The sequence below is a fragment of the Embleya sp. NPDC059237 genome (genome assembly GCF_042754105.1).
Taxonomy (GTDB): domain Bacteria; phylum Actinomycetota; class Actinomycetes; order Streptomycetales; family Streptomycetaceae; genus Embleya.
Genome location: NZ_JBHZAE010000014.1, coordinates 1 through 22,640, shown reverse-complemented (window position 1 = coordinate 22,640; position 22,640 = coordinate 1). Strand labels below are relative to the sequence as shown.

Annotated in this window: 20 protein-coding genes and 1 pseudogene; 5 read left to right on the top strand and 16 right to left on the bottom strand. The window is 71.1% G+C overall.

What is annotated here, in order from left to right; genetic code table 11:
- The 4 genes from ACFXKZ_RS35360 to ACFXKZ_RS35345 all read right to left on the bottom strand — a co-directional run bounded on the left by ACFXKZ_RS35360 (position 1) and on the right by ACFXKZ_RS35345 (position 4,771).
- Entirely contained in the window at positions 1-876 is an 876-nt protein-coding gene (locus ACFXKZ_RS35360) for an ABC transporter permease (protein WP_380006158.1), read from the bottom strand.
- Positions 873-1,823, bottom strand: coding sequence for an ABC transporter permease (locus tag ACFXKZ_RS35355; protein WP_380006156.1), 951 nt, complete (start codon positions 1,821-1,823; stop codon positions 873-875). The genes ACFXKZ_RS35360 and ACFXKZ_RS35355 overlap by 4 nt, the downstream gene beginning before the upstream one ends.
- Before the next feature lie 62 nt (positions 1,824-1,885).
- On the bottom strand, positions 1,886-3,538 hold the full coding sequence (locus ACFXKZ_RS35350) for an ABC transporter substrate-binding protein (RefSeq protein WP_380006154.1): 1,653 nt from the start codon (positions 3,536-3,538) through the stop codon (positions 1,886-1,888).
- Between the two features lie 78 nt (positions 3,539-3,616).
- Positions 3,617-4,771, bottom strand: a complete 1,155-nt coding sequence (locus tag ACFXKZ_RS35345; protein WP_380006852.1) for a C45 family autoproteolytic acyltransferase/hydolase — start codon at positions 4,769-4,771, stop codon at positions 3,617-3,619.
- Positions 4,772-4,977: 206 nt separating this feature from the next.
- On the opposite strand from ACFXKZ_RS35345, the gene ACFXKZ_RS35340 reads away from it, so the two are divergent.
- Positions 4,978-5,880, top strand: coding sequence for a MurR/RpiR family transcriptional regulator (locus tag ACFXKZ_RS35340; RefSeq protein WP_380006152.1), 903 nt, complete (start codon positions 4,978-4,980; stop codon positions 5,878-5,880).
- Positions 5,881-5,946: 66 nt separating this feature from the next.
- Here ACFXKZ_RS35340 and ACFXKZ_RS35335 read toward each other — a convergent pair whose 3' ends face one another.
- Positions 5,947-6,387 carry a MerR family transcriptional regulator gene (locus ACFXKZ_RS35335; protein WP_380006150.1) on the bottom strand — a complete coding sequence of 147 codons (441 nt, stop codon included), beginning with the start codon at positions 6,385-6,387 and terminating at the stop codon, positions 5,947-5,949.
- 120 nt (positions 6,388-6,507) lie between these two features.
- Here ACFXKZ_RS35335 and ACFXKZ_RS35330 point away from each other — a divergent pair, with 120 nt between their 5' ends.
- Positions 6,508-7,992 carry an MFS transporter gene (locus ACFXKZ_RS35330; protein ID WP_380006148.1) on the top strand — a complete coding sequence of 495 codons (1,485 nt, stop codon included), beginning with the start codon at positions 6,508-6,510 and terminating at the stop codon, positions 7,990-7,992.
- A gap of 110 nt (positions 7,993-8,102) precedes the next feature.
- On the opposite strand, the gene ACFXKZ_RS35325 is transcribed toward ACFXKZ_RS35330, so the two are convergent.
- The 4 genes from ACFXKZ_RS35325 to ACFXKZ_RS35310 are packed head-to-tail and all read right to left on the bottom strand — an operon-like array spanning position 8,103 to position 11,995.
- Complete coding sequence (locus ACFXKZ_RS35325) at positions 8,103-9,062, bottom strand: ABC transporter permease subunit (RefSeq protein ID WP_380006146.1); 960 nt, start codon at positions 9,060-9,062, stop codon at positions 8,103-8,105.
- A complete protein-coding gene (locus ACFXKZ_RS35320) occupies positions 9,059-10,078 on the bottom strand; it encodes an ABC transporter ATP-binding protein (protein WP_380006144.1) in 1,020 nt (339 codons plus the stop codon). The genes ACFXKZ_RS35325 and ACFXKZ_RS35320 overlap by 4 nt, the downstream gene beginning before the upstream one ends.
- Entirely contained in the window at positions 10,075-10,467 is a 393-nt protein-coding gene (locus tag ACFXKZ_RS35315; RefSeq protein WP_380006142.1) for a GntR family transcriptional regulator, read from the bottom strand. Before ACFXKZ_RS35315 ends, ACFXKZ_RS35320 begins: the two co-directional genes overlap by 4 nt.
- 55 nt (positions 10,468-10,522) lie before the next feature.
- On the bottom strand, positions 10,523-11,995 hold the full coding sequence (locus ACFXKZ_RS35310; protein WP_380006140.1) for an MFS transporter: 1,473 nt from the start codon (positions 11,993-11,995) through the stop codon (positions 10,523-10,525).
- Between the two features lie 189 nt (positions 11,996-12,184).
- Between ACFXKZ_RS35310 and ACFXKZ_RS35305 the strand changes: the two genes are divergently transcribed.
- Positions 12,185-12,754, top strand: coding sequence for a TetR/AcrR family transcriptional regulator (locus tag ACFXKZ_RS35305; RefSeq protein ID WP_380006849.1), 570 nt, complete (start codon positions 12,185-12,187; stop codon positions 12,752-12,754).
- Between the two features lie 36 nt (positions 12,755-12,790).
- Here ACFXKZ_RS35305 and ACFXKZ_RS35300 read toward each other — a convergent pair whose 3' ends face one another.
- Both ACFXKZ_RS35300 and ACFXKZ_RS35295 read right to left on the bottom strand, forming a co-directional pair.
- Complete coding sequence (locus ACFXKZ_RS35300; protein WP_380006138.1) at positions 12,791-13,507, bottom strand: helix-turn-helix domain-containing protein; 717 nt, start codon at positions 13,505-13,507, stop codon at positions 12,791-12,793.
- A 982-nt stretch (positions 13,508-14,489) separates the two neighbouring features.
- The gene (locus tag ACFXKZ_RS35295; protein ID WP_380006846.1) at positions 14,490-15,416 is read right to left on the bottom strand and encodes an NADP-dependent oxidoreductase; all 927 of its coding nucleotides are present in this window, start codon (positions 15,414-15,416) and stop codon (positions 14,490-14,492) included.
- Between the two features lie 151 nt (positions 15,417-15,567).
- On the opposite strand from ACFXKZ_RS35295, the gene ACFXKZ_RS35290 reads away from it, so the two are divergent.
- Positions 15,568-16,248, top strand: coding sequence for a TetR/AcrR family transcriptional regulator (locus ACFXKZ_RS35290; protein WP_380006136.1), 681 nt, complete (start codon positions 15,568-15,570; stop codon positions 16,246-16,248).
- A gap of 144 nt (positions 16,249-16,392) precedes the next feature.
- On the opposite strand, the gene ACFXKZ_RS35285 is transcribed toward ACFXKZ_RS35290, so the two are convergent.
- From ACFXKZ_RS35285 to ACFXKZ_RS35275, 3 genes are read right to left on the bottom strand one after another with little or no spacing between them, the layout of a single operon-like run.
- Positions 16,393-17,571 carry a nitrilase-related carbon-nitrogen hydrolase gene (locus tag ACFXKZ_RS35285; RefSeq protein ID WP_380006134.1) on the bottom strand — a complete coding sequence of 393 codons (1,179 nt, stop codon included), beginning with the start codon at positions 17,569-17,571 and terminating at the stop codon, positions 16,393-16,395.
- Entirely contained in the window at positions 17,568-18,881 is a 1,314-nt protein-coding gene (locus tag ACFXKZ_RS35280) for an ArgE/DapE family deacylase (protein WP_380006132.1), read from the bottom strand. Before ACFXKZ_RS35280 ends, ACFXKZ_RS35285 begins: the two co-directional genes overlap by 4 nt.
- The gene (locus tag ACFXKZ_RS35275) at positions 18,878-20,626 is read right to left on the bottom strand and encodes an amidohydrolase (protein ID WP_380006130.1); all 1,749 of its coding nucleotides are present in this window, start codon (positions 20,624-20,626) and stop codon (positions 18,878-18,880) included. Before ACFXKZ_RS35275 ends, ACFXKZ_RS35280 begins: the two co-directional genes overlap by 4 nt.
- Before the next feature lie 224 nt (positions 20,627-20,850).
- On the opposite strand from ACFXKZ_RS35275, the gene ACFXKZ_RS35270 reads away from it, so the two are divergent.
- Positions 20,851-21,582 carry a response regulator transcription factor gene (locus tag ACFXKZ_RS35270; protein ID WP_380006128.1) on the top strand — a complete coding sequence of 244 codons (732 nt, stop codon included), beginning with the start codon at positions 20,851-20,853 and terminating at the stop codon, positions 21,580-21,582.
- Between the two features lie 19 nt (positions 21,583-21,601).
- Here ACFXKZ_RS35270 and ACFXKZ_RS35265 read toward each other — a convergent pair whose 3' ends face one another.
- Entirely contained in the window at positions 21,602-22,195 is a 594-nt protein-coding gene (locus tag ACFXKZ_RS35265) for a TetR/AcrR family transcriptional regulator (protein WP_380006126.1), read from the bottom strand.
- A 350-nt stretch (positions 22,196-22,545) separates the two neighbouring features.
- Positions 22,546-22,640, bottom strand: a pseudogene (locus ACFXKZ_RS35260) (SAM-dependent methyltransferase); the annotation flags it as partial.

Here is a 22,640-nt window from a genome sequence, read left to right as displayed (position 1 = left end):
TCATCGTTCCCTCACCCCCAGGCGGTCGGAGATCCGCACGCCGACGACGTTGAAGGCCACCACGACCAGGGCGATCGCGGTGCCTGGTACCAGGGCCGGCCACAGCGCGCCCTGGATCAGCGCGGCCTGCCCCTCCTTGACCATCAGCCCCCATTCCGAACTGGGCGGCTGGGCACCGAAACCCAGATAGCTGAGCGTGGCCATGCCCATCAGCACCTGGCCGAACATCAGCACCAGGTAGCCGATCAGCGACGGTGCCAGGTTGGGCACGAGCCGCCGGGCGCAGATCGCGAATCCGCCCATGCCCTGCACCCGGTAGGCGTCGATGTAGGGCTTGGCCCGCTCCGCGAGCGCGATGCTGCGGGTGTACTTGGCCACCACCGGCGAGTAGGCCAGCGCGAGCGCGATCACCGCCGTGGTCAGTCCGTCGCCGAACACCGACACGATCAGGATCACGAACAACAACCCGGGGAACGCGAACATCACGTCGGTGACGCGCGAGACGAACGCGTCCACCCAACCGCCGTGCCAGGCGGCCAGCGTGCCCAGCGCGATGCCGATCACCGACGCGAGCGCGAGCAGCGCCAGCGGCGCCACCAGGCTCGGGCCGGCCCCGTGCAACACCCGGGAGAGCAGGTCGCGCCCGGACTGGTCGGTGCCCAGCACGTGTGCGCCGTCGGGCAGCGCGAGCGAGGCGTTCAGGTCGATCGCGTCGGGTTCGTACGGCGCCACCAGCGGCGCCAGGATCGCCGACGCCGCGGTCAGCAGCAGGAATCCGGCCGCGATCCGGAACGGGATCGGCCAGGTCCGCTTGGGCTTGGCCGGCTCGGGGGATGCCGTGGTGGCCGACGGCACGGCGGCTTGGAGGAGGGTCATGCGGCGCTTCCTTCGAGGCGCACCCGCGGGTCGATCAGCGGGTGGACGAGGTCGACGAGCGTGGTGACGAGCATGTACGCGAGCACCATGAGCAGCAGCACGGCCTGGGTCACCGGGAAGTCGTGCGTATTGATCGCCTGGACCAGGAGCGAGCCCATTCCGCTGATCCCGAACGCGGTCTCCACGACCACGGTGCCCGCGAACAGGCTCGCGGTGATCAGGCCGCACATGGTCACCACCGGCGCGAGCGCGTTGCGCAGCACGTGTCGGCGGATCACCTTGAACTCGGACAGTCCCGCCGCGCGGGCCACGGCGACGTGGTCCTGGGCGTACTGCTCCAACATGCTCTGCCGGGTCACCCGGCTGACCACGGCCAGTTCGCCCAGGGCCAGGGAGAGCGCGGGCAGGGTCAGATGGTGGAGCCGGTCGCCGAAGCCCTCGCCGGCGCCGGTGACCGGGAACCAGCCCAACTGCACGCCCAGGAAGGCGACCAGGGCCAGCGCCTTGACGAACTTGGGGATCGACGCGAGCAGTGTGGTGACCGCGACGACGACCGCGTCGACCCGCCCGCCGCGCACCGCCGACACCACGCCGAGGGCGACGCCGGCCACCACGAACAGCACGGCGGAGTAGGAGACGAGGAACAGCGTGGTGGGCACGCGCGAGGACACCAGGTCCGCGACCTGGTCGTGGTACTGCATCGAGCGGCCGAGGTCGCCGTGCAGGACGCCGCCGATCCAGTCCCCGTACTGCACCCACAGCGGGTCGTCGAGGTGGTAGGCGGCCCGGACGGCGGCCAGCTTCTCCGGCGTCGCGTCCTCCTGGCCGCCGACCAGGAACGCGGCCGGGTCGCCGGGGGCGGCGTAGATGGCGCCGAAGATCACGAAGGACGCGGCGAGCAGGGTGACGAGCAGCCCAAGGGTGATGCGCAGGGCGCGGGCGGGCATGGGAGACACCTCCGGGGGCGGGGAAACGGGCCTGGGCGCGCCGGTGGGACCGGCGCGGGACGTCAGCCCTTGGCGCCGAGGTCGGCCAGCCACGGGTAGGCGACGTTGGACATCGACGCGGGGGCGCCGGTCAGCTTGGTGCTGGTGACCAGCACGTTCGGCACCTGGACCAGCGGCAGCCACACCGCGTCGGCGGTGAACCGGCGCTCGGCCTCGACCAGCAGCTTGGCCCGGGCCGCGTCGTCGGTGGTGCGCAGCGCCTCGTTGACGACCTTGTCGTACTCGGGCGAACCGAAGCCGACCCAGTTGTTGTTCGAGCCGGTGAGCGCGTTGTCGTAGAAACCGGCCGGGTCGGCCTTGGAGATGTACCAGTCGTCGGCAAACATGTCGACGCTCTTGCGCAGCGCCTGGTCGGTGTACAGGGAGGTGAAGTCGGCGCCGGACATGGTCTTGATCTGGGCCTTGAGGCCGATCCGGTGGGCCGCGTCCACCACCGCGTTGGCGATCAGGTTGCGGGTGGGCGTGCCGTCGTTGGCGATCACGAGGGTGGGGGCCGCCGGGCCCAGTTCGGTGACCAGTTTCTTCGCCGCGTCCAGGTCGGCGGCGGTGGGCTGCGCCGGGGCGCCCTGGAGGGCGTCGTAGCCGGCCTGGAAGGTGGCCTTCTCGTAGCCCCACGCGCCCGGTCCCAGGGGGGTCTTCCAGGGGGTGGCCAGTCCGGCGAAGGCCGCCTTGGCGATGCCCTGGCGATCCAGCGCGAGCGAGAGCGCGCGCCGCACGCGCGAGTCCTTCATGCCGCCGCGCTCGGTGGGGATGAGCGTCCAGGCGCGGGAGGAGGAGCCGTAGGAGACGGTGAGCGCGCCGTTGCCGGCCAGCGGCGGGACGGCGCTCATCGTGGTCAGGTAGGTGCCGTCGGCGGCGCCGGTGGTCATGCTGTTGACCATGGCGTTCTCGTCGGCCCAGCCGAAGGTGGCCGAACGCACCAGCGGCTTGCGGGACTTGTCCCAGTAGGCGTCGTAGCGCTCCAGGGTTATCCGGCTGCCGGCCTTCCATTCCTTGAGGGTGTACGGGCCCGTGCAGGCGTCGGTGCGGCCCGGGGTGCCGTAGTCCTTGCCCGCGGGCTCGGCCTGTTCGCGGTCGAGCACGACGCCCGCGTTGCCGGCGAGGGCCTTGGTGAACAGCGCGTCGGGTTCCTTCAGCCGCACGGTGACCTCGGCGTCGCCGGTGCGTTCGATGGAGCCGACCCGCTCGAACTCGTCCGATTCGTTCCTGCCGTCGGCGGCGTGCCGTTGCAGGCTCCACACCACGTCGTCGGCGGTCATCGGCGAACCGTCGTGGAAGGTGACGCCGGCGCGCAGCTTGAGGACGAGCGTGGTGGGATCGGTGTAGGTGGCCGAGTCGGCCAGGTGCGGGCGCGAGCTCAGGTCGGGTTGGGTCTGGAACAGTCGTTCGCAGACGTTCGCGAGCAGCGCGTTCGAGTCGCTGTCCGAACGCACGTCCAGGTCCAGCGACTTGGGTTCCTTGGCGAGCAGCCATCTGACGTTGTCCACCGGGCCGGTGCCCTTGGCGGTGGTGTCGGTCAGCGCGAGGTCGGCGGGTTTGCCGGGGGTGCCCGCGGGGTGGTTGCCGCCGGTGGTCTTGGTGGAGCAGGCGGTGCTCAGGCCGAGCAGGGCCGCGAGGCCGAGGGCGGCGAGGGAACGGGTACGGGTGCGGGGCATGCGACTCTCCGGGGATGCGGGCGTGCGGGGACGCGGGGTGCGGGGATGCGAGGCCGAGCGGCGCCGGGAGCGGCGGGTTCAGGCGCCGCCGGGGCCGTCGTGCAGGTTCCAGGGCAGGAGTTCGTACTCGTGATCGCACGGGGTGCCGGCGGTGACGCGGTATTCGCCCGTGGTCAGATCGACGCAACTGGACAGGAGCGTCGCCCACTGTCGGACCGCCGGTCGGGCCGGATCCGGGTGGGTGCACAACGATTCGGGGTAGCCGAGGTGGTCGGACATCGCGGCGTGGATCAGCTTGCGGGTCGCGGCCGGGTCGCCCGCGTCCCGGCAGCGCCGCAGGCCGGCCTCTGCGCGCGGCACTCGAAGCAGCGAATCCGGCGCCGAGGGGCGGTAGTTCGCGGCCAGCTGGGTGGGCATGAAGGCCTGGTAGTGATTGCCGTGCACGAGCAGGCCGTCGTCGGGATACATCCAGCCGTTGGCGCCGGGGGTGGTCTCGACGTCGATCGCGAAGCCCGCGCGGTGGGTGAGCAGGGCGTTGCTGGCGATGTGTGCGCGGGTGCGGAAGAGCACGTCCAGCGCCTCGGCCGGGTTGGCGCAGTCGAGTACGCGGCGCCGGATCAGCGTCTGCGGGATGCCGATGGCGTGGTCGAAGCGACCGCCGAGGCCGTTGGCGTTGAGCGCGAGGCCGGCCGAGTTGGCGCCCTGCCGGCCGACCTGGCCCGCCTCGACCTGCATCACCACGGTGGGCTTGCCGGGCTGGACCACGCGCACGACCATGACCGTCTCGCGCACGCCGTGGCGCCAGTCCCAGTTCTGACCGGCGTACACGTGGCCGTCGCCGGAGGCCGGTTCGAGCAGGGCGAAGGAGGTACAGCCGTCGGGGGTCTCCGGGGTCTTTGGGGTCGGGGGTGCGGCCGGGGCTCCCATCGCGGCGAAGGTGTCGTCGTAGATGATCTCGCCGCGGGCGTTGAGGGCGAGGATGTCGAGCAGGTCGAGGCCGGCGCCCTCGGCGATCCCGGTCATCTCCTCGACCAGGTCGGGGGCGAAGGCGCGGGACGGGGCGAGCCAGTGTTCGGCGCGGGCGGTGACCTGACTCCAGGTCAGGCCGCCGGCGGCGCCGAACGCCTCGGCGTAGTAGTCGACAGCGGTATGGATGAGCGCGCTCGCCCCTTCGCCGTACTGGCGGCCCCGGCTCCGGGGCTCGCCGCCGATCTCGATGGTCGGAAGGGACACGCCACTCACGTCGTCTCCTGGGGTGCTGGGGTATGGGGGTCCGCCGTACGGGCGTATCGCGGGGGTCGCGGCGACACTTGTCGTTCCGGGTCGTCCCGGGGCGGTTCGATCCGAGCCGCTGCCGTAACAGTCATTACGAGATTGCGGTAACATGTATTGCTTGTTTCATGAGGAGAGTAATGGTTGATACCGGGGAGTCAAGAGGCGTGAGCGAACAACCGCAGGAGAATCCGGCGCTGGCCCGAGTCCGGGCGGCGATCCGTGAGCAGTGGGCCGACCTGTCTCCGGCCGAGCGGAACGTGGCCAGATACCTGACCAATTGCTCCCCCGAGCAAGTACTCTTCGCCAGCGCCGCGGACCTCGGCGCGAGCATCGGCGTCAGCAACGCCACCGTGGTGCGCACCCTGCAACGCCTGGGGCTGGGTGGCCTGTCCGCGCTCAAGCGCGACATCGCCGCAGACTTCGTCACGGACGTGGCCCCCGAGGTGCGGGTCCGGCAGCGGATCACCCAGGTCGGCCAGGACCTCGACGGCATCCGCGCCAGGGTCTACGACGAGGCGATCGAACGGCTGGAACACGGCCGGGCCAACCTGGACGCGACCGCCTTCCGCCGGGCCACCCAACTGCTGGCCGACGCCGGCGAGGTGCTGGCGTACGGCGTCGGCGCCTCCGAACTGGCCGGCCGCCATCTCGCGCTCAAGCTCAACCGCATGGGCCGGCGAGCCCGCTTCGTGGGCACCACGGGCTTCGCGCTGGCCGACGAACTGCTCACGCTGCGCCGCCAGGACGTGGTGGTGATGTTCGTCCCGGGCCGATTCCTGCACGACATGGAGGTACTGCTGGACCGCGCCCGCGTACTCGGCGCCGGCATCGTGGTGGTCACCGACGAACTGGTGGAACGCCTGGCCGACACGGCGGACGCGGTCCTGTACGCCCCCCACACCCCGACCGGCATCACCACCGAATCCCTGGCCGCACTCGTCCTCGGCGACGCACTCCTACTGGCCGTCGCCTCCCTCGACGAAACCCGCTCCGTCGAACACTCCCACCAACTCACATCCCTCAGAGCCCAACTCCTCGACCCCAGAGAAGCCCGCCCCAAACGCTGAAACCGAAGCAGGGGGTGGTCACGAGCCCCGGCCATCCACCTCGACCACGCCGCTCGTAGCCTCCGCTCAGGGGGCGGGTGGCGCGGGTCGGTCGTGGGTTGGCGGGTGTTTGGGGGCGGGGACCCGGACTTCGGTGCGGAATTGGAGGCAGTCGGCTGCCGGGTTGTCTCGGGTGCATTCGAGCATGTACCCGAGGTAGCCGCGGGCCGTGTCGAGTTGGTCTATTTGCGCCTCGATGGCGGTGATCCTCGAGGCGACGGTGTCGCGCCAGTTGTGTGTCGCGGTGCGGCCGGCCAGGACGGCGGCTATCTCGTCGAGCGACATCAGGCCGGTGTCGCGCCACAGGCGGATCAGCGCGATTCGGTACAGGTGTTCCGCGTCGTAGTAGCGCCGGCCCGCGCGGCGGTGCGGGGTGATCAGCCCTCGGCGCTCCCAGTAGTGCAGCGTCGAGATCGGCAGGTCGAAGCGGTCCGCGACGTCGCCGACCGCGACCGGGGTGTCCCTCATCGCCTCAGTTGACCTCAACCCGGGTTGAGAAGGCAAGGTCGATCCCACTCGACCCGGCCCCGGGCGCGGATGTCCGCGCCGGCCGCGAGTCGGTCTGCCACGCGCACCTCGGGAGAGCCGATGAGAACCGTCCGCGACACGAGTACGCCGCCGACCTCGATCGGCGAGCGGGCGATCCGGCGCCGGGAGCGGGTGGTGCTCGTGCTTGCCTGCGTGGTCTCGTTCGTGGTGGTCCTGGACGCGACGATCGTGTCCGTGGCGCTGCCGGACATCCGGGTCGACCTCGGCTACTCCCCCGCGGCGCTGCCCTGGGTGGTCAACGCCTACACGCTCGCGTTCGCCGGGTTCCTCCTGCTCGGCGGGCGCTGCTGCGACGTGTACGGGCCGCGCCGGAGCCTCGCCGTCGGGATGGCCCTCTTCACGGCGGCCGGGCTCGTGTGCGCACTGGCCACGTCGCCGGCGATGTTGTCGGCGGCCCGGGCGGCGCAGGGCCTGGGGGCGGCGTTGTCGATGCCCACCACGCTGTCCGTGCTCACCGCCACGTTTGCGGAAGGGCCGCGTCGGGCCGGGGTGTTGGGCACCTGGAGCGCGGTCGGCGGGATCGCCGCGACGGCGGGGCCCGTGCTCGGCGGGGTGCTGACCCAGTGGCTCGGGTGGCGCTGGGTGTTTCTGGTGAACGTCCCGTTGGGGATCGGCGCCGTGGCCGTCGGCCTCGCCGTACTCGCGCCGCACCGACGCGGATCGGGCGGGCCCGGTCGGCTCGACGTCGTCGGCGCGCTCGTGGCCACGTCGGGGCTGGTGGCCGTGGTGTTCGCCGTGATGCGTTCCGAGGCGGTGGGGTGGGCGAGTTCGTCGGTGTGGGCCGTGCTGACGGTCGGCGTGTTGTTGCTCGGCCTCTTCCCCGTACATCAGGCCCGGTGGGCCGCCGATCCGCTGCTGCCGCCGGGGTTGTTCCGATTGCGGTCGGTGCGCGGCGCCAACGTGGTGATGTTCCTGGTGGCGCTGGGTTTCGTCGCGACGCTGATCATCCTGTCGTTCCACATGCAGTACGTCCGCGGTTACACACCGCTGCGCGCCGGATGCGGATTCCTGCCGATCGGCCTCGGCATGATGGTCGGGGCACGAACCGCCGGGTCACTGAGCCTTCGGCTCGGCCCGCGCCGCGCCGTCTCCGCGTACTGCGCCCTGGGCGCGGTGGGGCTCATCGCGCTCGCGGCGTCCGCGACCGCCGCCGCGCACGGCTCCTATTGGTGGGCCGTCGCCGTCCCGGGCATGCTGTTCGGGCTCGGAACCGCCGCCGCCTTCACGCCGATCACGCTGGCCGCCACCGCGGGTGTCCCGCCCGCCCGAGGCGGTGTGGCGGCCGGGCTGCTCAACACCGTCCGCCAAGTCGGCGGCGCCGTCGGCTTGGCGGTCCTGAGCACGATCGCCTCCGCCGTGACGGGCGCGGGCCGAACCCCCGCCCCGCACGCCCTCGCCGACGGCTACGCGGCGGCCCTGGCGGTGGCGGCCGGCTGCGTAGCCGGCGCATCGGTGATGGCCCTCGTCGCGATGCCACGAAACACCCGCCCGACGGCGGCCCGGGCACCCACCTCGGACACCTGACGGCCACCCCCGCACCAGCCCGACAGACCCGCCCCGCACGCGCCCGGCGGCAACAAGCGGCGCCCCCGGAACCACGACTCCACACGCGACGCCACCCCTCAAAGGGTCGGTCAGAACGGACGCCGTCGAAGGCACAGCACGGTCGCGGTGAGCAGCAGGGCGGAGAGCGTGACGTACAGGGTCGCTTCGACGAGTTGGAAGTGCCAGAAGCGAGTTGCCGGCTGGTAGGTCTCCCAGGAGCGCATGCCGTGGGATCGCAGGTATTCGACCAGGCTCGCGTCGTCCGCGTGGGCGTTGGCAATGCGGCGGAATTCGTCGTGGGACAGATGCCGTCCGGAGGCGTCCAGCCAGCCGTCGGACAGGATCCAGTCCCGGCGCGGCACCTTCTCCGAACGCGGAGGCGTGGGTGACCAGTAGCGGGTCAGCGGGTTTTGGTAGTGCGGCCTGAGGTAGTTCTCGGCCGGGAGCCGGACCGCGAGGAACACCGCGAAGGCGACGACGATGGCGGCGACCGTACGGCGGAGCAGCAAGCCGGCGAGGGCACCGAGGGACAGCGCGAACAGCGTGTACACCGCCAGTGACAGGCCCTCGGTATCGAAGGCCTGCGCCGAGAAGCGGCCGTCGACGGAAACCTTGTCCAGGGGCTCGCGGTACCAGGTGAACAGCCATGACATCGCCGCGCCGAAGAGCAGCGTGGCCGACACGATCAGCGCCGACTTGGTGACCAGCCACCGGGTGCGGGTGACGCCCTGGGTCCAGACCAGTCGCCACGTTCCGTTCTCGTACTCGGGGGCCAGCAGCGTCGCCCCGACGACCGCGCCGACCAGGCCCGGAATCACGTTGACCCAGGTGATCAGCCGTTCCGCCCGGGCGACTTCGTTGAAGTACGACCGGACCGTGAGCGAACAGGCGGGCGAGGGCGAGGTCTGATGGAGGCAACCTGCGACGTGCCGGTTGTACTCGTCGTGGAGGGATTGCCCGTGCATGCCGAGGAACACGCCGGCCAGGATCAACAGGCCGACGGCACTCAGCGCCTGGATCCGGTGTTGACGCCAGGTCAGCCAGATCACCGGGAACTCCATTCGGCAGGAGGAGAATTCGACGCCCGGCCTGTCGACGGGTCCGGAAGTATTCGAGGCTTACCGGGTGTTCCGGGTATCCCGGGCGCGTTGCCCGGCACCACCGGCTCCCCCTCCGGGAGTTCCAGATAAGCGAGTACCAACTCCTCCAACCCGACCGGCCGTGACTGCCAGTTCGGGTGCACCGGTGGTCGCTCGCCGATCGTGTGCACGAGCAACGTGCTTTGTCGTTCCGCCTGTTCGTGGCGCACCACGCCCGGGATGGACGTGCCGAGTTCGGTGCGCGGGCCGGTCAGTACCCGGTGCGAGGCGACCAGGTCGTCCACCGGGCCGGTCATCCGGACGCGGCCGTGGGACAACACCACGAGCCAGTCGCAGACCCGTTCCAGCTCGGCGACGACGTGGGAGGACATCAGTACGGTCAGCCCGTCCTCCACGACGGCCGCCAGCACGGTGGCCATGAACTCGCGTCGGGCCAGCGGGTCCAGACTGGCCAAAGGCTCGTCCAGGACCAGCAACGGCGCGCGCTTGGCCATCGCGAGAGCGAGGGCGACCTGGGCCTGTTGGCCGCCGGAGAGGTCCTTGGCGCGACGGCGCAGCGGCAGGTCCAGTTCGGCGAAGCGCCGTTCCGCGAGCGTCCGATCCCAGCGCCGGTTCAGCCTGTGGCCCAGTTCGAGATGGTCGGCCAGGGTGAGGTGCCGGTACAGCGGGTGGTCCTGCGCGACGAACGCCACCCGTTCCAGACCCGCCGCCACGCCCGCCCGCACGGGCTCGTCGAACACCCGGATCACGCCCTCGGTCGGCTCGAGGAGCGCCGTCACCAACTGCAGCAGGGTGCTCTTGCCCGCGCCGTTGGGCCCCGCCAACGCGATCACCGAACCCGCCGGCAACGACAACCAACAGTCGTGCAGCGCCCGGACCTTCCCATAACGCCGGCCCAGACGCTCGGTCTCCAGGGCCGGCGCCGCGCCGGCGAGAACCGGCTCGATGGACAGCGGCGCGCTCACGCGACGCCCTCGTTTCGAACCTCGGCACGAATCGTCGCGAACATCGCGGTGACCATCTCGTCGTCCAGCCCAGCCGCGTAGGCGTCGTGCACCCACCGCTGCAACGACCGCCGCAGCGCCGCGTGTACGCCGGGCGGCACCGGGGCCACCTCGCCGACGACGAACGTGCCCTGGCCGGGCTTGGCCGAGACCAGGCCCTCGTGCTCCAGTTGCCGGTACGCCTTGACCACCGTGTTCGGGTTGATCGCCAGTTCGGCGACCGCCTCCTTGACGGTCGGCAGTCGGTCACCGACGCGGATGTAGCCGAGCAGCAGCGCCTGTCGGACCTGCTGCACGATCTGCAGATAGGGCGGCACGCCGGTGGCACCGTCGAGACGTAACTTCAACACCCGACTCTCCGTTTCACTATGATGATAGTAAAAGTAGAGAGGCGAGAACCCCGAGTCAACTGTTCCCGGGAGGCTCGACCGCGCCGGCGGCTGCGGTCACGCGGGGATCGCCGGCCTGGTGCCGTCGCGTAGGGGGTTCGGTGGGCGTGGTTGCCGTCAGCCACAGGCCCGTGAATACGGCGCTGATCAGGGTGATCACGCCGGCCACCAGGAACGCGCTGTTCAGGCCCGCCTCGAACGAGGCACCGTCGGACTGCCGCGTGCGCACGACGGCCCCGAGCACGGCCACGCCCAGCACGGCGCCGATCTGGCGCGTGGTGCTGCTGATGCCCGCGGCAAGCCCTCCCTCCTGCGGGTCGACCGCCTGGATGGCGGCGCCGGTGAGCGGGGACATGGTCAGGGCGAAGCCGATACCGACGATCGCCAGTCGCCACCACACGTTCCCGTAGCCGGTGTGGGCGTGCACGAAGCCCAGCGCCAGCAGCCCGAGTCCGGCCAGGGTCAGACCTGCGGTCACCACGACGCGGAAGCCGTACCGGGCGGCGAGCCTGCCCGCGAACGGGCTGACGATCACCATCGCGAGCGTGGACGGCAGGGTCTGCAGGCCGGCGCGCACCAGCGAAGTGCCCTGGACGTACACGAAGAACTGGGAGAAGAAGAACGTCGAGCCCATGAGCGCGAAGCCCACCACGACCATGGCGGTGTTGGACACGGTGAACAGTCGCCGGCGGAACAACCGCGGCGGGAGCACCGGATTGGCGCGGCGCCCCTCGACGACGACGAAGGCGGCGAGGACGACGACCGCGGCGGCGAAGCCGCCCAGGATCGGCGGCGAGGTCCAGCCGCGGCTGCCGCCCTCGATCAGGGAATATGTCAGCGTCCCCACGCCGAGGACGGACAACACCGTCCCGGGGACGTCGATCGCGGGCGCGTTCGGATTACGGGACTCGCCCAGAAGGCGCAGCCCGGCCGCCAGGAGCAGCACGCCGATGGGCACGTTGATCAGGAAGATGGCGGGCCATCCGAAGGCATCGGCCAACATGCCACCGGCCGGCGGACCGGCGGCCAGGCCGATGCCGCTGAAGCCGGCCCACAGTCCGATCGCCTTCACTCGTTCCTGCGGAACGGGATGGGCGGCGACGAGCAGGGCCAGCGACGCCGGGCTCAACGCCGCGGCACCGACGCCCTGGAGCACCCGTCCGGCGAGCAACCAGCCGACCGAGGGCGCCATGGCGCACATCAACGACGCGAGGGTGAACACCGCCACGCCGGACAGGAACACCCGTTTTCGGCCGAAGCGGTCGGCGAACACGCCGCCGGACAGCAGCAACATGGCCACCAGCAGCACATAGGCGTCGACGATCCATTGCAGGCCGGTCAGTTCGGTATGCAGGCGCTCCTGCATGTCGGGCAGCGCCGCGCCGACGATCGTGTTGTCGAGCAGCACCATGAACTGGCCCGCGCAGGTCGCAGCGAGCAACGCCGTCCGGCTCGATCGACCGCCTGCGGCCACAGGCAATGCAGCCATGCTCGTCCCCCTCTTTCGCCCGGTACGACCGGGCATGACCGATTTGCCGGCACAAATAAGCCCGGCAGGACCCACAAACGCAGCTGACTACTGCGTTAGAGAGGACTGTAAAGCGCATCCGCCCACTAACGCAAGCAGTGGCTGCGTTAAGGTGAGCGGATGGACGAGTCACAGATCGACGAGCCGCGGATGGATGAACCACAACGAGCCCGGCGGCCCGGCGGGCGCAGCGCCCGCGTGCGCGCGGCGGTACACCAGGCCGTCGCGGATCTGGTCGGCGAACGCGGCTACACCGGCTTCACCGTCGGCGAGGTCGCCGCCCGCGCGGGTGTGGCCGACACGAGCATCTATCGCAGGTGGGGCAGCCTGGAGAATCTGCTCGCCGACGTGACGAACTCCCGCCTCACCGCACGCTCGCCGATGCCCGACACCGGAAGCCTGTCCGGCGACCTCCACACCTACGCGGCCAACGTGGCCCGCGAAATCACCGGCCCCGACGGCCCGGCGGTGTTGCGCCTGACCATCGCGCTGTCCGACATGGACGAACAGGGCCTGCGGGCACGCGACGACTTCCTCGCCGAACGCTCCCGGCAACTGCAGTCGATGCTCGACCGCGCCACCGAGCGCGGGGAAAACCCACCCGACGCGCTGGACGTACTCGACCACGTCATGGCCCCGATGTACATCCGGGTCCTGTTCGGGATCGGCGCACTCACTCCGGAGTACATCGACGGGCTGGTCGACCGACTGTTGTCGTGACCCGCCGCCGGCCGGGTAATCCCACAATCGACCCGGTCACGAATCGACCCACCCCGCCTCGCCCACACTTCGCCGCACCTCCTGGTCGGACCGAAATCGGCCGGGCGTACACCCGATCAGACCCTTGAAGGTGCGGACGAAGTGGGGCTGATCGTGGTAGCCGGTCTCCGTGGCCGCCTCCGTCCACGACAGCCCCGCGTCATGCAGTCGCAACGCCGCGCGCAGGCGCAGGACTTGAGCCATGGTCTTGGGCGACGTGCCGATCTGCTCGCGGAAGCGCCGCTCCAGGCGCCGTACGCTCCAGCCGGCCGCGTCGGCCAGCTCGTCCACTCGCGTGCGTCCGTCCACCCGCACCAACTCCCGCCAGGCGTCAACGACTTCGGGACAACAAAGCGGACCGTCCCGGAGCCGGGCGGCAAGCAGGTCCTCGACCAAGCCGAAACGGCCCGACCAGTCCGGGCATTCGGCCAGGCGTTCGTCGAAGTGCCGCCCCCGCGAGCCGAGCAGGTGCACGGGGTCCAGCGGGCGGTCAACCCATTCGGCCATCGGGAGGCCGCAGATCCGGTAGGCCGCGAGCGGCGTCAGCAGCACGGTGACGCCCGCCAGGACACCGGTGTGCTCGCCGATCACGGTCTTCGTACACCCCCCGGTGACCATCGAGGTTCCGGACACGGCACGCCTCGGGTCGATCGCGTCGACCACCCGCACCGGTTCGCCGAACCCGATCATCACCCTGACGACCCCGTCCGGCACGACCAACCGGTGTCTGGTGCCACGGGCTCGGAGGCGGAATCCACGCAGGCCCAACACCTGTCCGCGCAATGCCGGACCCGCCCTTCGGGCCACGAACTCCCCTGCCTCCGCACCGTTTGCCGCAGGGCTCACCTCGGCGCGGACGGCACTCGTCGCGCTCCCACCACCGCGCGCTTCGGGGCGCCTGTCCCCCGACGGTCGACCGGCTTCTCGCATATCGACGCACAGTAGCGTGTCGGTCACGGCGCCGACGAGCCCGGAATCGGACCGTTTGGCTGCCGGAACGCGCCGCAGCCCCCACCGTGACGTATTCGTGCAATACACGCGCCCTCGGACCCGCCAATCTGGGACTCGGGCACGGCGATCCCGCACCGCCGGCTCCTCGGTCGCGAATCGGCCGCGAATCGGCCGCGGGGCGGGCCGCGGACGGACGAAGAAGTACCGATATCACCGCTTCGACCGACCGGCTGCCCGTCGACGGGGGGCGGGCAGCACCGGGGGGAGGGCGCTGCCCGCGCCCGTATCGCCGATCCGGCCTCCCCGGCGAGCGGACCGGCGCTCGCGACCGGTCATGAACACCAAGACGCCCTCGGACGCGCCCGGGTCCTCGACCCGCGGCAGACACGAATCGCCACCTCGTGTGATGCCGCGCCCGATCCGCGGGGCCGCCGCCCGGGCCGAGGCACCACCCATGCCTCGGCCCGGAGCCGTGCTTGTCCTCATGCCCCCGGGAGGGAAGCACCGGGCAGCGAAGCCCATCCGGGCCCGATGGGGACGATCGCGAACCCGTCGCGACGGAGCAGCGGGTCGGGGTCGGGCAACGCGCGACGCGCAGGCCGGCAGGGCGTACCCGGCGCGACCTCGGCCCCGCTCGTCCGCGCCGAGATCAACGGCGAAGCGCGGAGCCGGGTGGTCGCGCCGGGAATCGTGCGCGGCCTCGGTGTGCTTCCGGGCCGCCCATCCGCAAACCCGCCGCCGGGCGTCAAGGCACCGTCACGACGATCTTGCCGCGTGCGTGGCCGAGGGCGCTGACGTCGTGCGCCGTGGCGATCTCCTTCAGCGGGAACACCGCGTGCAGCGGGACGGTGAGGCGGCCCGCGTCGGCCAGTTCGGCCGCCAGGGGCAGCCCGGCCCAGCCCGGCGACTCCCCCGCCTCGGAGCGGCAGAACCGCACACCGTGCCGAGCGGCATCGAAGTCCGCGATGGTCACCACCCGCCCCGGGTCACCGGCGATGGCCACAAGGTCGGCGAGAGAGCCCTTGCCCGCCGCATCCAGAACCACATCGACCCCGCGCGGAGCAAGCGCGGCGACCCGATCGGCCAGCCCCGCCCCGTAGGTGACCGGTACGACACCGAACTGCTCCAGAAAGCCGTGGTTGCCCTCGCTCGCGGTGCCGATCACCGCGAGGCCCCGGGCCCGGGCGAGTTGCGCCGTGATGGTGCCGACGCCTCCGGCGGCGCCCTCGATCAACAGGGTCATGCCCTCGGCGGCGGCCGACGCCTCCAATACCCGCGTGGCCGTGTCGATGTTGCCCGCGGCTCCACCCGCCTCCTCGAAGGACCACGACCGAGGCTTGGACGCCCACGCCTCCAGCACGGCGTACTCGGCCGCGGCGCCGCCCTGATCCACGAAGGGAACGAGACCGAACACCGCGTCTCCCACGGCGGTGCCGATCACCCCCTCCCCCACCTCGTCGACGATTCCCGCGGCATCCATGCCCGGCGTATGCGGGAAGTCCAGGGAGACGAAGTCCCGCAGCCTCCCCGAACGCAGGTACCAGTCGGCAGGGGTGACACCGGTGGCCCGCACCGCGATGCGGACCTGCCCGGGCCCCGCGTGCGGCTCCTCGACCTCCTCGACCGCGAGAACCTCGGAACCCCCATAGCGGTGGTATTGCACGGCAAACACGGTCAACCTCCGTACACACGCCCGTCGTTCGGCGGGAGAGTTCACGGCCGCGCACCTTCGCGGCCGACGGTCGGCCGCGAAACACCGCGGCACCACGTCACGCTAACCCGCCAAACGGTCGACCCCTTCCGTTTGTGCTTAAGTGGGAGACATGCCTGCCCGACTGTCTCGGAACCCCCCTCCCAGCACCTCCGGCACCCCCGCGACGGGCCGAAGGGCCGACGCCCGGAACAACCGCGCCCGGCTCCTCCGAGCCGCCCGCGAGGCGTACGCCCTGGACGGCCCCGGCGTGTCCTCCGGCGCAATCGCCCGCAGGGCGGGCGTGGGTGCCGCCACCCTCTACCGGCACTTCCCCACCCGCGGCTCGCTGATCGCCGCCGCGTTCTCCGAACAACTCGCCCAGTGCGTAGCCGCCCTCGACGAGGCCCTCCGGGACGACGATCCCTGGCGCGGACTGCGCACCGCCCTCACCAAGGTCTGCATGATGCAGGCCCACGACCGAGGGTTCAGCGCCGCGTTCCTCGCCGAATTCCCCGACGCGCCCGACGTCCGGCGCGAGCGTGTCCGCGCCGAGGCGGGCCTGGCCCGGCTGGTACAGCGGGCGAAGGACGCCGGACAACTGCGCCGTGACTTCGACACCAGCGACGTCACCCTCCTGCTCCTGGCCAACAACGGCGTCCTGCGCGACTCCCCGGCGGACTCCGTCGCCGCATCCCGCCGCCTGCTCGCCTACTTCCTCCAGTCCTGCCGGCCATCGCCCGACACACCCCTACCCGCCCCGGCCCCACTCCACCTCGACGACCTCCACCGGCCGGCGCATCGAGCGCAGTGAACGCCCGCACCGGTCGGCGTCGTCCGGGCCGCGGTCGATCGTCGATCCCCTCCTGATTCCGGCAGGGCCCCGATGGTGGGCCGGAGCCTGGAGTCTCCGTCACCTACACGGACGGCCGACGGCACGGGTTCACCGGGCCGACGTTCACCCGTCCGCGTCCGCCCACCGGTCCAAAAGCATCGCCGGATCGTCGCCGCCGGGCGGTGGGATGTACCGCGCGCCCGGGGAGGCGTGTGCGGGCGGTGTGTAGGAGCCGCGATCGATCAGGCGGCGGATGTTGGCGCGATAGATCTCGTCGACGTCGGCATGGCCCGTTGGATCCTGATCGAGCCACAGATTGGCCGGGTGTACGGGGTGGTCGTACATCCGGCGGAAGAGTTCGGTGCGCAGGTCCTTCAGCCAGTTGGAGTTGAGGTTCATCGTCCGGAATCGGCGCAGCGCCTCGATGTCCACGATGCCGGCGACGAAGCTGTTCGCGCCGGAGACGGTGTGTCCGATCACGGCGCCGAGGTGGTCGACGATGTGCGAGTGCCCGCCGGCGATGTCGTAGGGGTGCCGGGCGTCGGGAGTCACGTACACCGGGCCGACGTTCGGGCAGACCATGTACAGGGAGTTGAAGTGCGCGTGGGCCCGGTTCTGCAGGAGCCACGTGCCGCCGGGGTCGGGGCCGGCCTGGGTCATCGGCACCGCTTCGCTGGGGCGATACACCACCTCGGCGCCGTTCAGCGCCAACGCCCGTACCGCCTCCGGGTATTCGCCGTCGCTGCAGCAGATCGTGCCGATGTTGCCGATGTCCGGGGTGCGCAGCACCGGGTAGAAGGCGTCGATCCCGTCGCCGAACACCTCGACCCAGCGGTCGTAGACGTCGTGCGGGGTGCACGAGCGCTCGCGGCACCAGACGTGGTTCTTGGCGGCGCGGTGCACGATCTCGCCGTCGGGGGAGATCACGAACAGCACGTTGAAGTAGCGGTCGGGCACGATCTCGGGCCAGCGGGCCTTGCACTGGACGACGAGGTAGGTGCCGTAGTGGCGGGCGAGGGCGGCGAGGCGGTCGGTCTCGGGGCCGGGGATGTCGATGAACAGGTCCCGGGCGGCCCGGACGTGCGGGAGGTCGAAGATCTCGTCGGTGAAGCCGGTGAGCGCGCCCTCGGCGAGCGCGATCAGCTTGACCGGCATGTTGATCCCGATGGTCGAGACCGCGGCGTGGATGGCGTCCTCGATGGTGTCGAGGTTGCGGGTGATGTGCCGGCGGGCGCCGATGCCGTGCACGATGGTCGACAGTCCGACGGCCATGTACGGCGCGATCGGTTCGGAACCGCTCATGCGCCGCACCAATCGATCGCCGCGAGCGCGTAGGTACGGGCCGCGCAGATGATCTCGTCGACCGCGCAACGTTCGTCGTAGGTGTGCGCCATGGCCAGTTCACCCGGGCCCAGGCCCACGGTCGGAATACCCGCCCGGCAGAGCCAGGTGGCGTCGGTCGCGGAGGGGAACGCCTCGATGCCGGGTCGGGCCGCGTATCGACTGTCGTGCCCGGCCAGTTCGCGCGCGCCGACCACGACGTCGCACAGCGGATGGGTCGGGTCCACGCGCGAGCCGGGATAGCACAGTTGCCAGGTGACCACGGGCGGGTGGTCGCACAGCCACGGGTCGGTGGCGGCGACGTGCGCGATGTGGCTCTCGATCTCCGCCCGAATCGTGTCCTGTTCCTCGGCCGGCGGGTGGAACACCGCGTAGACCATGCTCATTTGGTCCGGGATGAACGCGCCGCTGCGGGAGTGTCGGGCGCCGCCGTCGAGGGCGCCGGGGGCGATGGTGAACTGTCCGGGTTCGAAGAGCGGGTCGAACTTGGTGACGGCCCAGTCGTGTTCGAGGCGTCGCAGGGCCTCGTGGATCACCAGTCCCCGGTCGATGGCGCTGACCGCGATCGGGTCCCGCGTGCCCTGCCCGCGCAACATGCGCCCGCGCATCGACGAGTGCGCGCTCTTGCCGACCACGTCGACCTTCATCACCAGCACGCCGGGGGTCGCGGCCATCACGGTCAACGGCCGAGCCGCGCCGGTGGGTTCGGCCACGATCGCGCCGTCGGCGGTGTAGCCGCGCGCGAGCACCATCGAGGTGCCCATGTGGTGTTCGAGGTTCTCCTCGCCGACCACGGCCTGGAGGATCAGGTCGCCGCGCAGCCGCACCCCGGCCTCGCGCAGCGCGCGGGCCGCGAACGCCTGCGCGACCAGGCCGCTCTTCATGTCCGCCGAGCCGCGCCCGTGGATCCAGCCGTCCTCGATCGCCCCGTCGAACGGGTCGCCGGAGCGCCACGCGGCGGGGTCGCCGGGCGGGACGACGTCGACGTGACCGTTGAAAATCAACGAACGGCCGCCCCCGGTACCGCGGATCACCCCGACCGCGTTGTCCCGCCCGGGGTCGACCGCGAACACGTCGACCTCGGCGCCGGCGTCGGCGTACACGCCCGCCAACAGGCGAGAGACCGCGCCCTCTGCGCCCACCACGTCGGCGTAGTCCTCGCCGGGGAAGGTCGGCGTGACGCTCGGGATGCGGATGGCCGCGGCGACGGTGGCCAGCAACTCGTCGCGCAGGCCGTCGATTCGGGTGAGCACCTGCTCGTGTGCGGTCATCGGCCGTTCTCCGTTTCGGGTTCGTCGCCGGCGTCCGCGAGGTCGCCGCTGTCGTGCACGGTGCGTCCGCCCAGGAGGGTGCGCAGCACCCGCGTGTCCGCGAGGTCGTCGATGTCGCAGCGCGAGGGGTCACGGTCGACGATCGCGATGTCCGCGTGGTGACCGGGTACCAGGGCTCCGATGTCCGGCCAGTCCAGCACCCGGGCTGCGCCGGTGGTCCACATCTCCAGTGCCTGGGCGCGGGTGAGGACCTGGTCGGGACCGGCGTTGCGGTGAGCGGAGCCGGCGAACTCGTGCGTCTGAGCGAGTTTGATCTGCTCCCACGGGTTCTTCGGTCCCCAGTCGGTACCGCCGCCGAGGTCCAGGCCCGCGTCGAGCAGTCGGCGCAGGGGGACGAGATCGCGCCACACGTGCTCGCCCATCCGCTCCCCGTACATCCGGCCCTTGCCCCATGCGAAGCCGACCGACGTGGTGACCTGGAATCCGAGCGCGCGGTAGCGGCGGACCTGGTCGGGGGTGATGGTGATCGCGTGTTGCAGGATCCAGCGCCGATCGCGGAAGTCGTGCTCGCGGACCACACGTTCGGCGATCGCGAGGAAGTCGTCGTGCTCGCGGAAGGCGCCCATGCACATGTTCGCGCGGATGCCGCGCTCGGCGCAGAACCGGACGAACAGTTCCTCCTTCTCCAGGGACAGGAACCGAACTCCCCGGGTGGGCCGCCCGAACGGGTCGGGGTAGGGCTCGTGTGTCGCGAAGTAGCCGGAGAAGCACGGCCCGCCCGGGCTCATGGTGATGCCGTCGACGCGCAACAACTCGTCGTCCCGCTCGGAGGGTTGTGCGGTCAGCCGCTCCAGGCGAGCCCCGAAGTCGGCCGTGGTCAGCGGCTCGAACGGGCTGAAGATGACCGATTCGATGTCCGGCGCGGTCAGCACGCGGAAGGTGAGCAGCCCCTGGGCGCGCAAGTGCCGGTAGACGTCGATGTGTTCGGGTTCCATCGCGTGGCCCTCGTACACGGTGGTCACCCCGCGCGCGGTGAAGCGGGCCATCTCGTCGAGGGTGCCCTGTACGGCGCGGGCGGGGTCGAGCGGGGGCAGTTTGCTCAGGATCTGGGACCAGAACGGGTCGTACGTGTAGTAGTTGGTGACCGGTCCGCGCAGGATGCCGGTGAGTGCGCCGTCGTCGTCCTTGTCGATCTCGACGTCGCAGACGCGGTCGGGGATGAAGGCGCTCAGCCCGACGGCGCGCAGTCCCGCGCTGTTGAACGCCACCACGTTCGGCATGCGCGGCGCCCATGCCTGGATCAGCACCGGGTGATCGGCGGTCGCCGCGTCCAGGGTGTGCCGGTCGGGCAGGCGCCGTTCGGCGAGGTCGGCCGACGAGCGCCGAACGAAGTAGTGCGGTTCCCCGACCGGCGTACACATGATCCACTCGCCCGGGGGCGTGTGTGCCGCGTGCTCGCGGATCCGGGCCACGATGTCGGCGTGGTCGACGGCGTCGGTCAGGTCGACCAGGCCCGCCGCCAGGCCACCGAAGTGCAGCACGTGCGGGTGGGTGTCGATCAGACCGGGCAGCACGGTCGCCCCGGCCACGTCGATCGTCCGCGCGCCCGGACCCGCGAGGCTCGCCATGTCGCGGGCGCTGCCGGTGGCGAGCACCCGTCCCGCCTCGACCACCAGCGCCTCGGCGTCCGGCGCGGACCGATCGAGGGTCAGTACGTTGCCACCGGTGATGAGTGTCCTGGCCATCCGCTGCCTCCGCTCCGACCGGCGGGTCCGGTCATCGGGTGAAAGTAGGCGCGGACGCGGTGGGGCACATCGATCCAACGGTTGACACCCGACCTTGACCCCCGGCTTCGGACGCGGTTAGGTTCCTCCTGCCTCCCTTCGACCTCCTTGTGTCGATCTCCTCCGGTCGGCCACCTCGGTCGACCCCTCCTCGACCCTTCCTTCGGACGAAGCGGGCGGCCCCGATGCACCCCACGCACCCCAGCGGCACACGATCCACCGTCGGCCCGCGAAACGTCGACGAGTTCAAGGCGCAGACGATGGACTTCCTGGCCGAGTCGGTCTCGGCGACCGGGATGGTCTTCTATTCCGTCGACGCGGGCCTGAACGCGGTCGGCCACGTCTTCCGGGCCATTCCGCCGGTGCGCAATGTCGGCTACCTGAGCCATTTCCATCTGCTCGATCCGTTCCACCCGAGGCGGTTCGCCGCGTCGGACACCCCGCTGGCGACGCTGTTCGACCTGGGGGAACGGTTCGACGCGTCGGACTACTACCGGCACTTCATGCGTCCGCTCGGGATCCGCTACGAGGCCGAGTTGTACCTGCGCCACGATGGCCGGCTCGTGGGGGGTGTGTCGCTGTTGCGGGACGCGCGCGAGGGCGATTTCACCGCGCGCGAGCTGCGGTTTCTCCGCAAGGCGCACCCGTACGTGGAGTATGCGTTCGGGGCGTGGCAGCAGCCGGCGGCCGATCCGGCCCCCGAGGCGGCCTGGGAGCTGACCGCGCGCGAGGCCGAGGTCGTCGCCCTGCTGCTCGACGGTGCCACGAACGCGGAGATCGGCCGCGTGTTGTCGATCGGCGTGCCCACGGTCAAAAGTCACCTTCAGCACATCTTCGACAAGACGGGGCTGCGGTCCCGGGGCCGACTCCTGGCCCACATGTTGCGGGACGGGCCGGCGGATCGGGCGGCGCGCTGACGGCGGGCCCGGACAGGGCCTATCCGTGGCCGGTGCAGTGGCGCAGGATCGCGGGGCGCAGGCGGGTGTGCTCGAAGTCGTCGTCGGGTGTGGCGAGTTGTTCGAGGACGAGGCCGTTGAGCAGGGTCAGCAGGTCGGCTGCGGCGGCCTCGGGTTCGACTGCGCCCACGGCCGCCAACCGGGCGGCCAGGGCCTCGCGTTGTACCGCCCCCCACTCCGCCAGGGCCGGGCGCAGCTCGGGTCGGCGGGCCACCTCCAGGAACAGCTCGTATCGGGCGATGCTCGCGTCCCGATCGCCGGCGACGGTGTCCGTCAGGTAGCGGGCGAGCCGGGTGGCGAACTCCTGCGGGTCGGCGGTGGCCGAGCGCCGCAACACGGTACGGATCTCGTCGATCTGCCGGGCCGCGAGGCGGCGCAGGGCCTCGTCGAGCAGCTGCTCACGGGTGCCGAAGTAGTAGCGGGCGGACCCGTGGGTGGTGCCCGCCTCGACCGCCACGGCGCGGTGCGTAACGGCCCGGGCGCCGTCCCGGGCGAGCAGCCGCACGGTGGCGTCGAGAAGGGCCTCGCGCCGCGCCGCGCCGCCGGCCGACCGGGGTGCTCGGACGGGAGACATGGGGGCACCCTAGCGCGTGTCTTCAAACCCCCGCCGAGCTCCACGACGCCCGGCACCGCACCTCGCCGCCCCGGTGAAACAGGCGAATGGAACCACTGCGCACCTGCTTCTCCGGCACGCCGATGCACGGCATCCGCCCTTCGGGCTCCTCGCTGCGCTCACGCCGCAGAGCCCGACGGGGGCTTGAAGACACGCGCTAGTTCCCCGGCAAAGTTTTCTCCATCTGGAGAAAACTGGTGCTACGGTCTTCGCGAGGAGGCGGGAAGAGAGGTGGGAAGAGCGGACGCGCCGTCAGGCGTGGGAACGGTTCCGGGACCGGGCGGTGATCACCGCCCGGCGGTCGGATGCGTTCAGATGCGGTCGGCTGCGATCAGGAGGTACTGGAAGGAGCCGTTGCGGTAGGAGTTGAGGAAGGCATCCTCGATGCCCGTGGTGAGGGAGGACG

What these genes read in the sequence shown, in the direction of transcription:
- ACFXKZ_RS35360 (WP_380006158.1), bottom strand. Translation starts at nt 876, where the DNA reads ATGACCCTCCTCCAAGCCGCCGTGCCGTCGGCCACCACGGCATCCCCC.
- ACFXKZ_RS35280 (WP_380006132.1), bottom strand. Translation starts at nt 18,881, where the DNA reads ATGACCGCACACGAGCAGGTGCTCACCCGAATCGACGGCCTGCGCGAC.
- ACFXKZ_RS35265 (WP_380006126.1), bottom strand. Translation starts at nt 22,195, where the DNA reads ATGTCTCCCGTCCGAGCACCCCGGTCGGCCGGCGGCGCGGCGCGGCGC.
- ACFXKZ_RS35285 (WP_380006134.1), bottom strand. Translation starts at nt 17,571, where the DNA reads ATGAGCGGTTCCGAACCGATCGCGCCGTACATGGCCGTCGGACTGTCG.
- ACFXKZ_RS35355 (WP_380006156.1), bottom strand. Translation starts at nt 1,823, where the DNA reads ATGCCCGCCCGCGCCCTGCGCATCACCCTTGGGCTGCTCGTCACCCTG.
- ACFXKZ_RS35330 (WP_380006148.1), top strand. Translation starts at nt 6,508, where the DNA reads ATGAGAACCGTCCGCGACACGAGTACGCCGCCGACCTCGATCGGCGAG.
- ACFXKZ_RS35275 (WP_380006130.1), bottom strand. Translation starts at nt 20,626, where the DNA reads ATGGCCAGGACACTCATCACCGGTGGCAACGTACTGACCCTCGATCGG.
- ACFXKZ_RS35310 (WP_380006140.1), bottom strand. Translation starts at nt 11,995, where the DNA reads ATGGCTGCATTGCCTGTGGCCGCAGGCGGTCGATCGAGCCGGACGGCG.
- ACFXKZ_RS35270 (WP_380006128.1), top strand. Translation starts at nt 20,851, where the DNA reads ATGCACCCCACGCACCCCAGCGGCACACGATCCACCGTCGGCCCGCGA.
- ACFXKZ_RS35290 (WP_380006136.1), top strand. Translation starts at nt 15,568, where the DNA reads ATGCCTGCCCGACTGTCTCGGAACCCCCCTCCCAGCACCTCCGGCACC.
- ACFXKZ_RS35350 (WP_380006154.1), bottom strand. Translation starts at nt 3,538, where the DNA reads ATGCCCCGCACCCGTACCCGTTCCCTCGCCGCCCTCGGCCTCGCGGCC.
- ACFXKZ_RS35335 (WP_380006150.1), bottom strand. Translation starts at nt 6,387, where the DNA reads ATGAGGGACACCCCGGTCGCGGTCGGCGACGTCGCGGACCGCTTCGAC.
- ACFXKZ_RS35305 (WP_380006849.1), top strand. Translation starts at nt 12,185, where the DNA reads ATGGATGAACCACAACGAGCCCGGCGGCCCGGCGGGCGCAGCGCCCGC.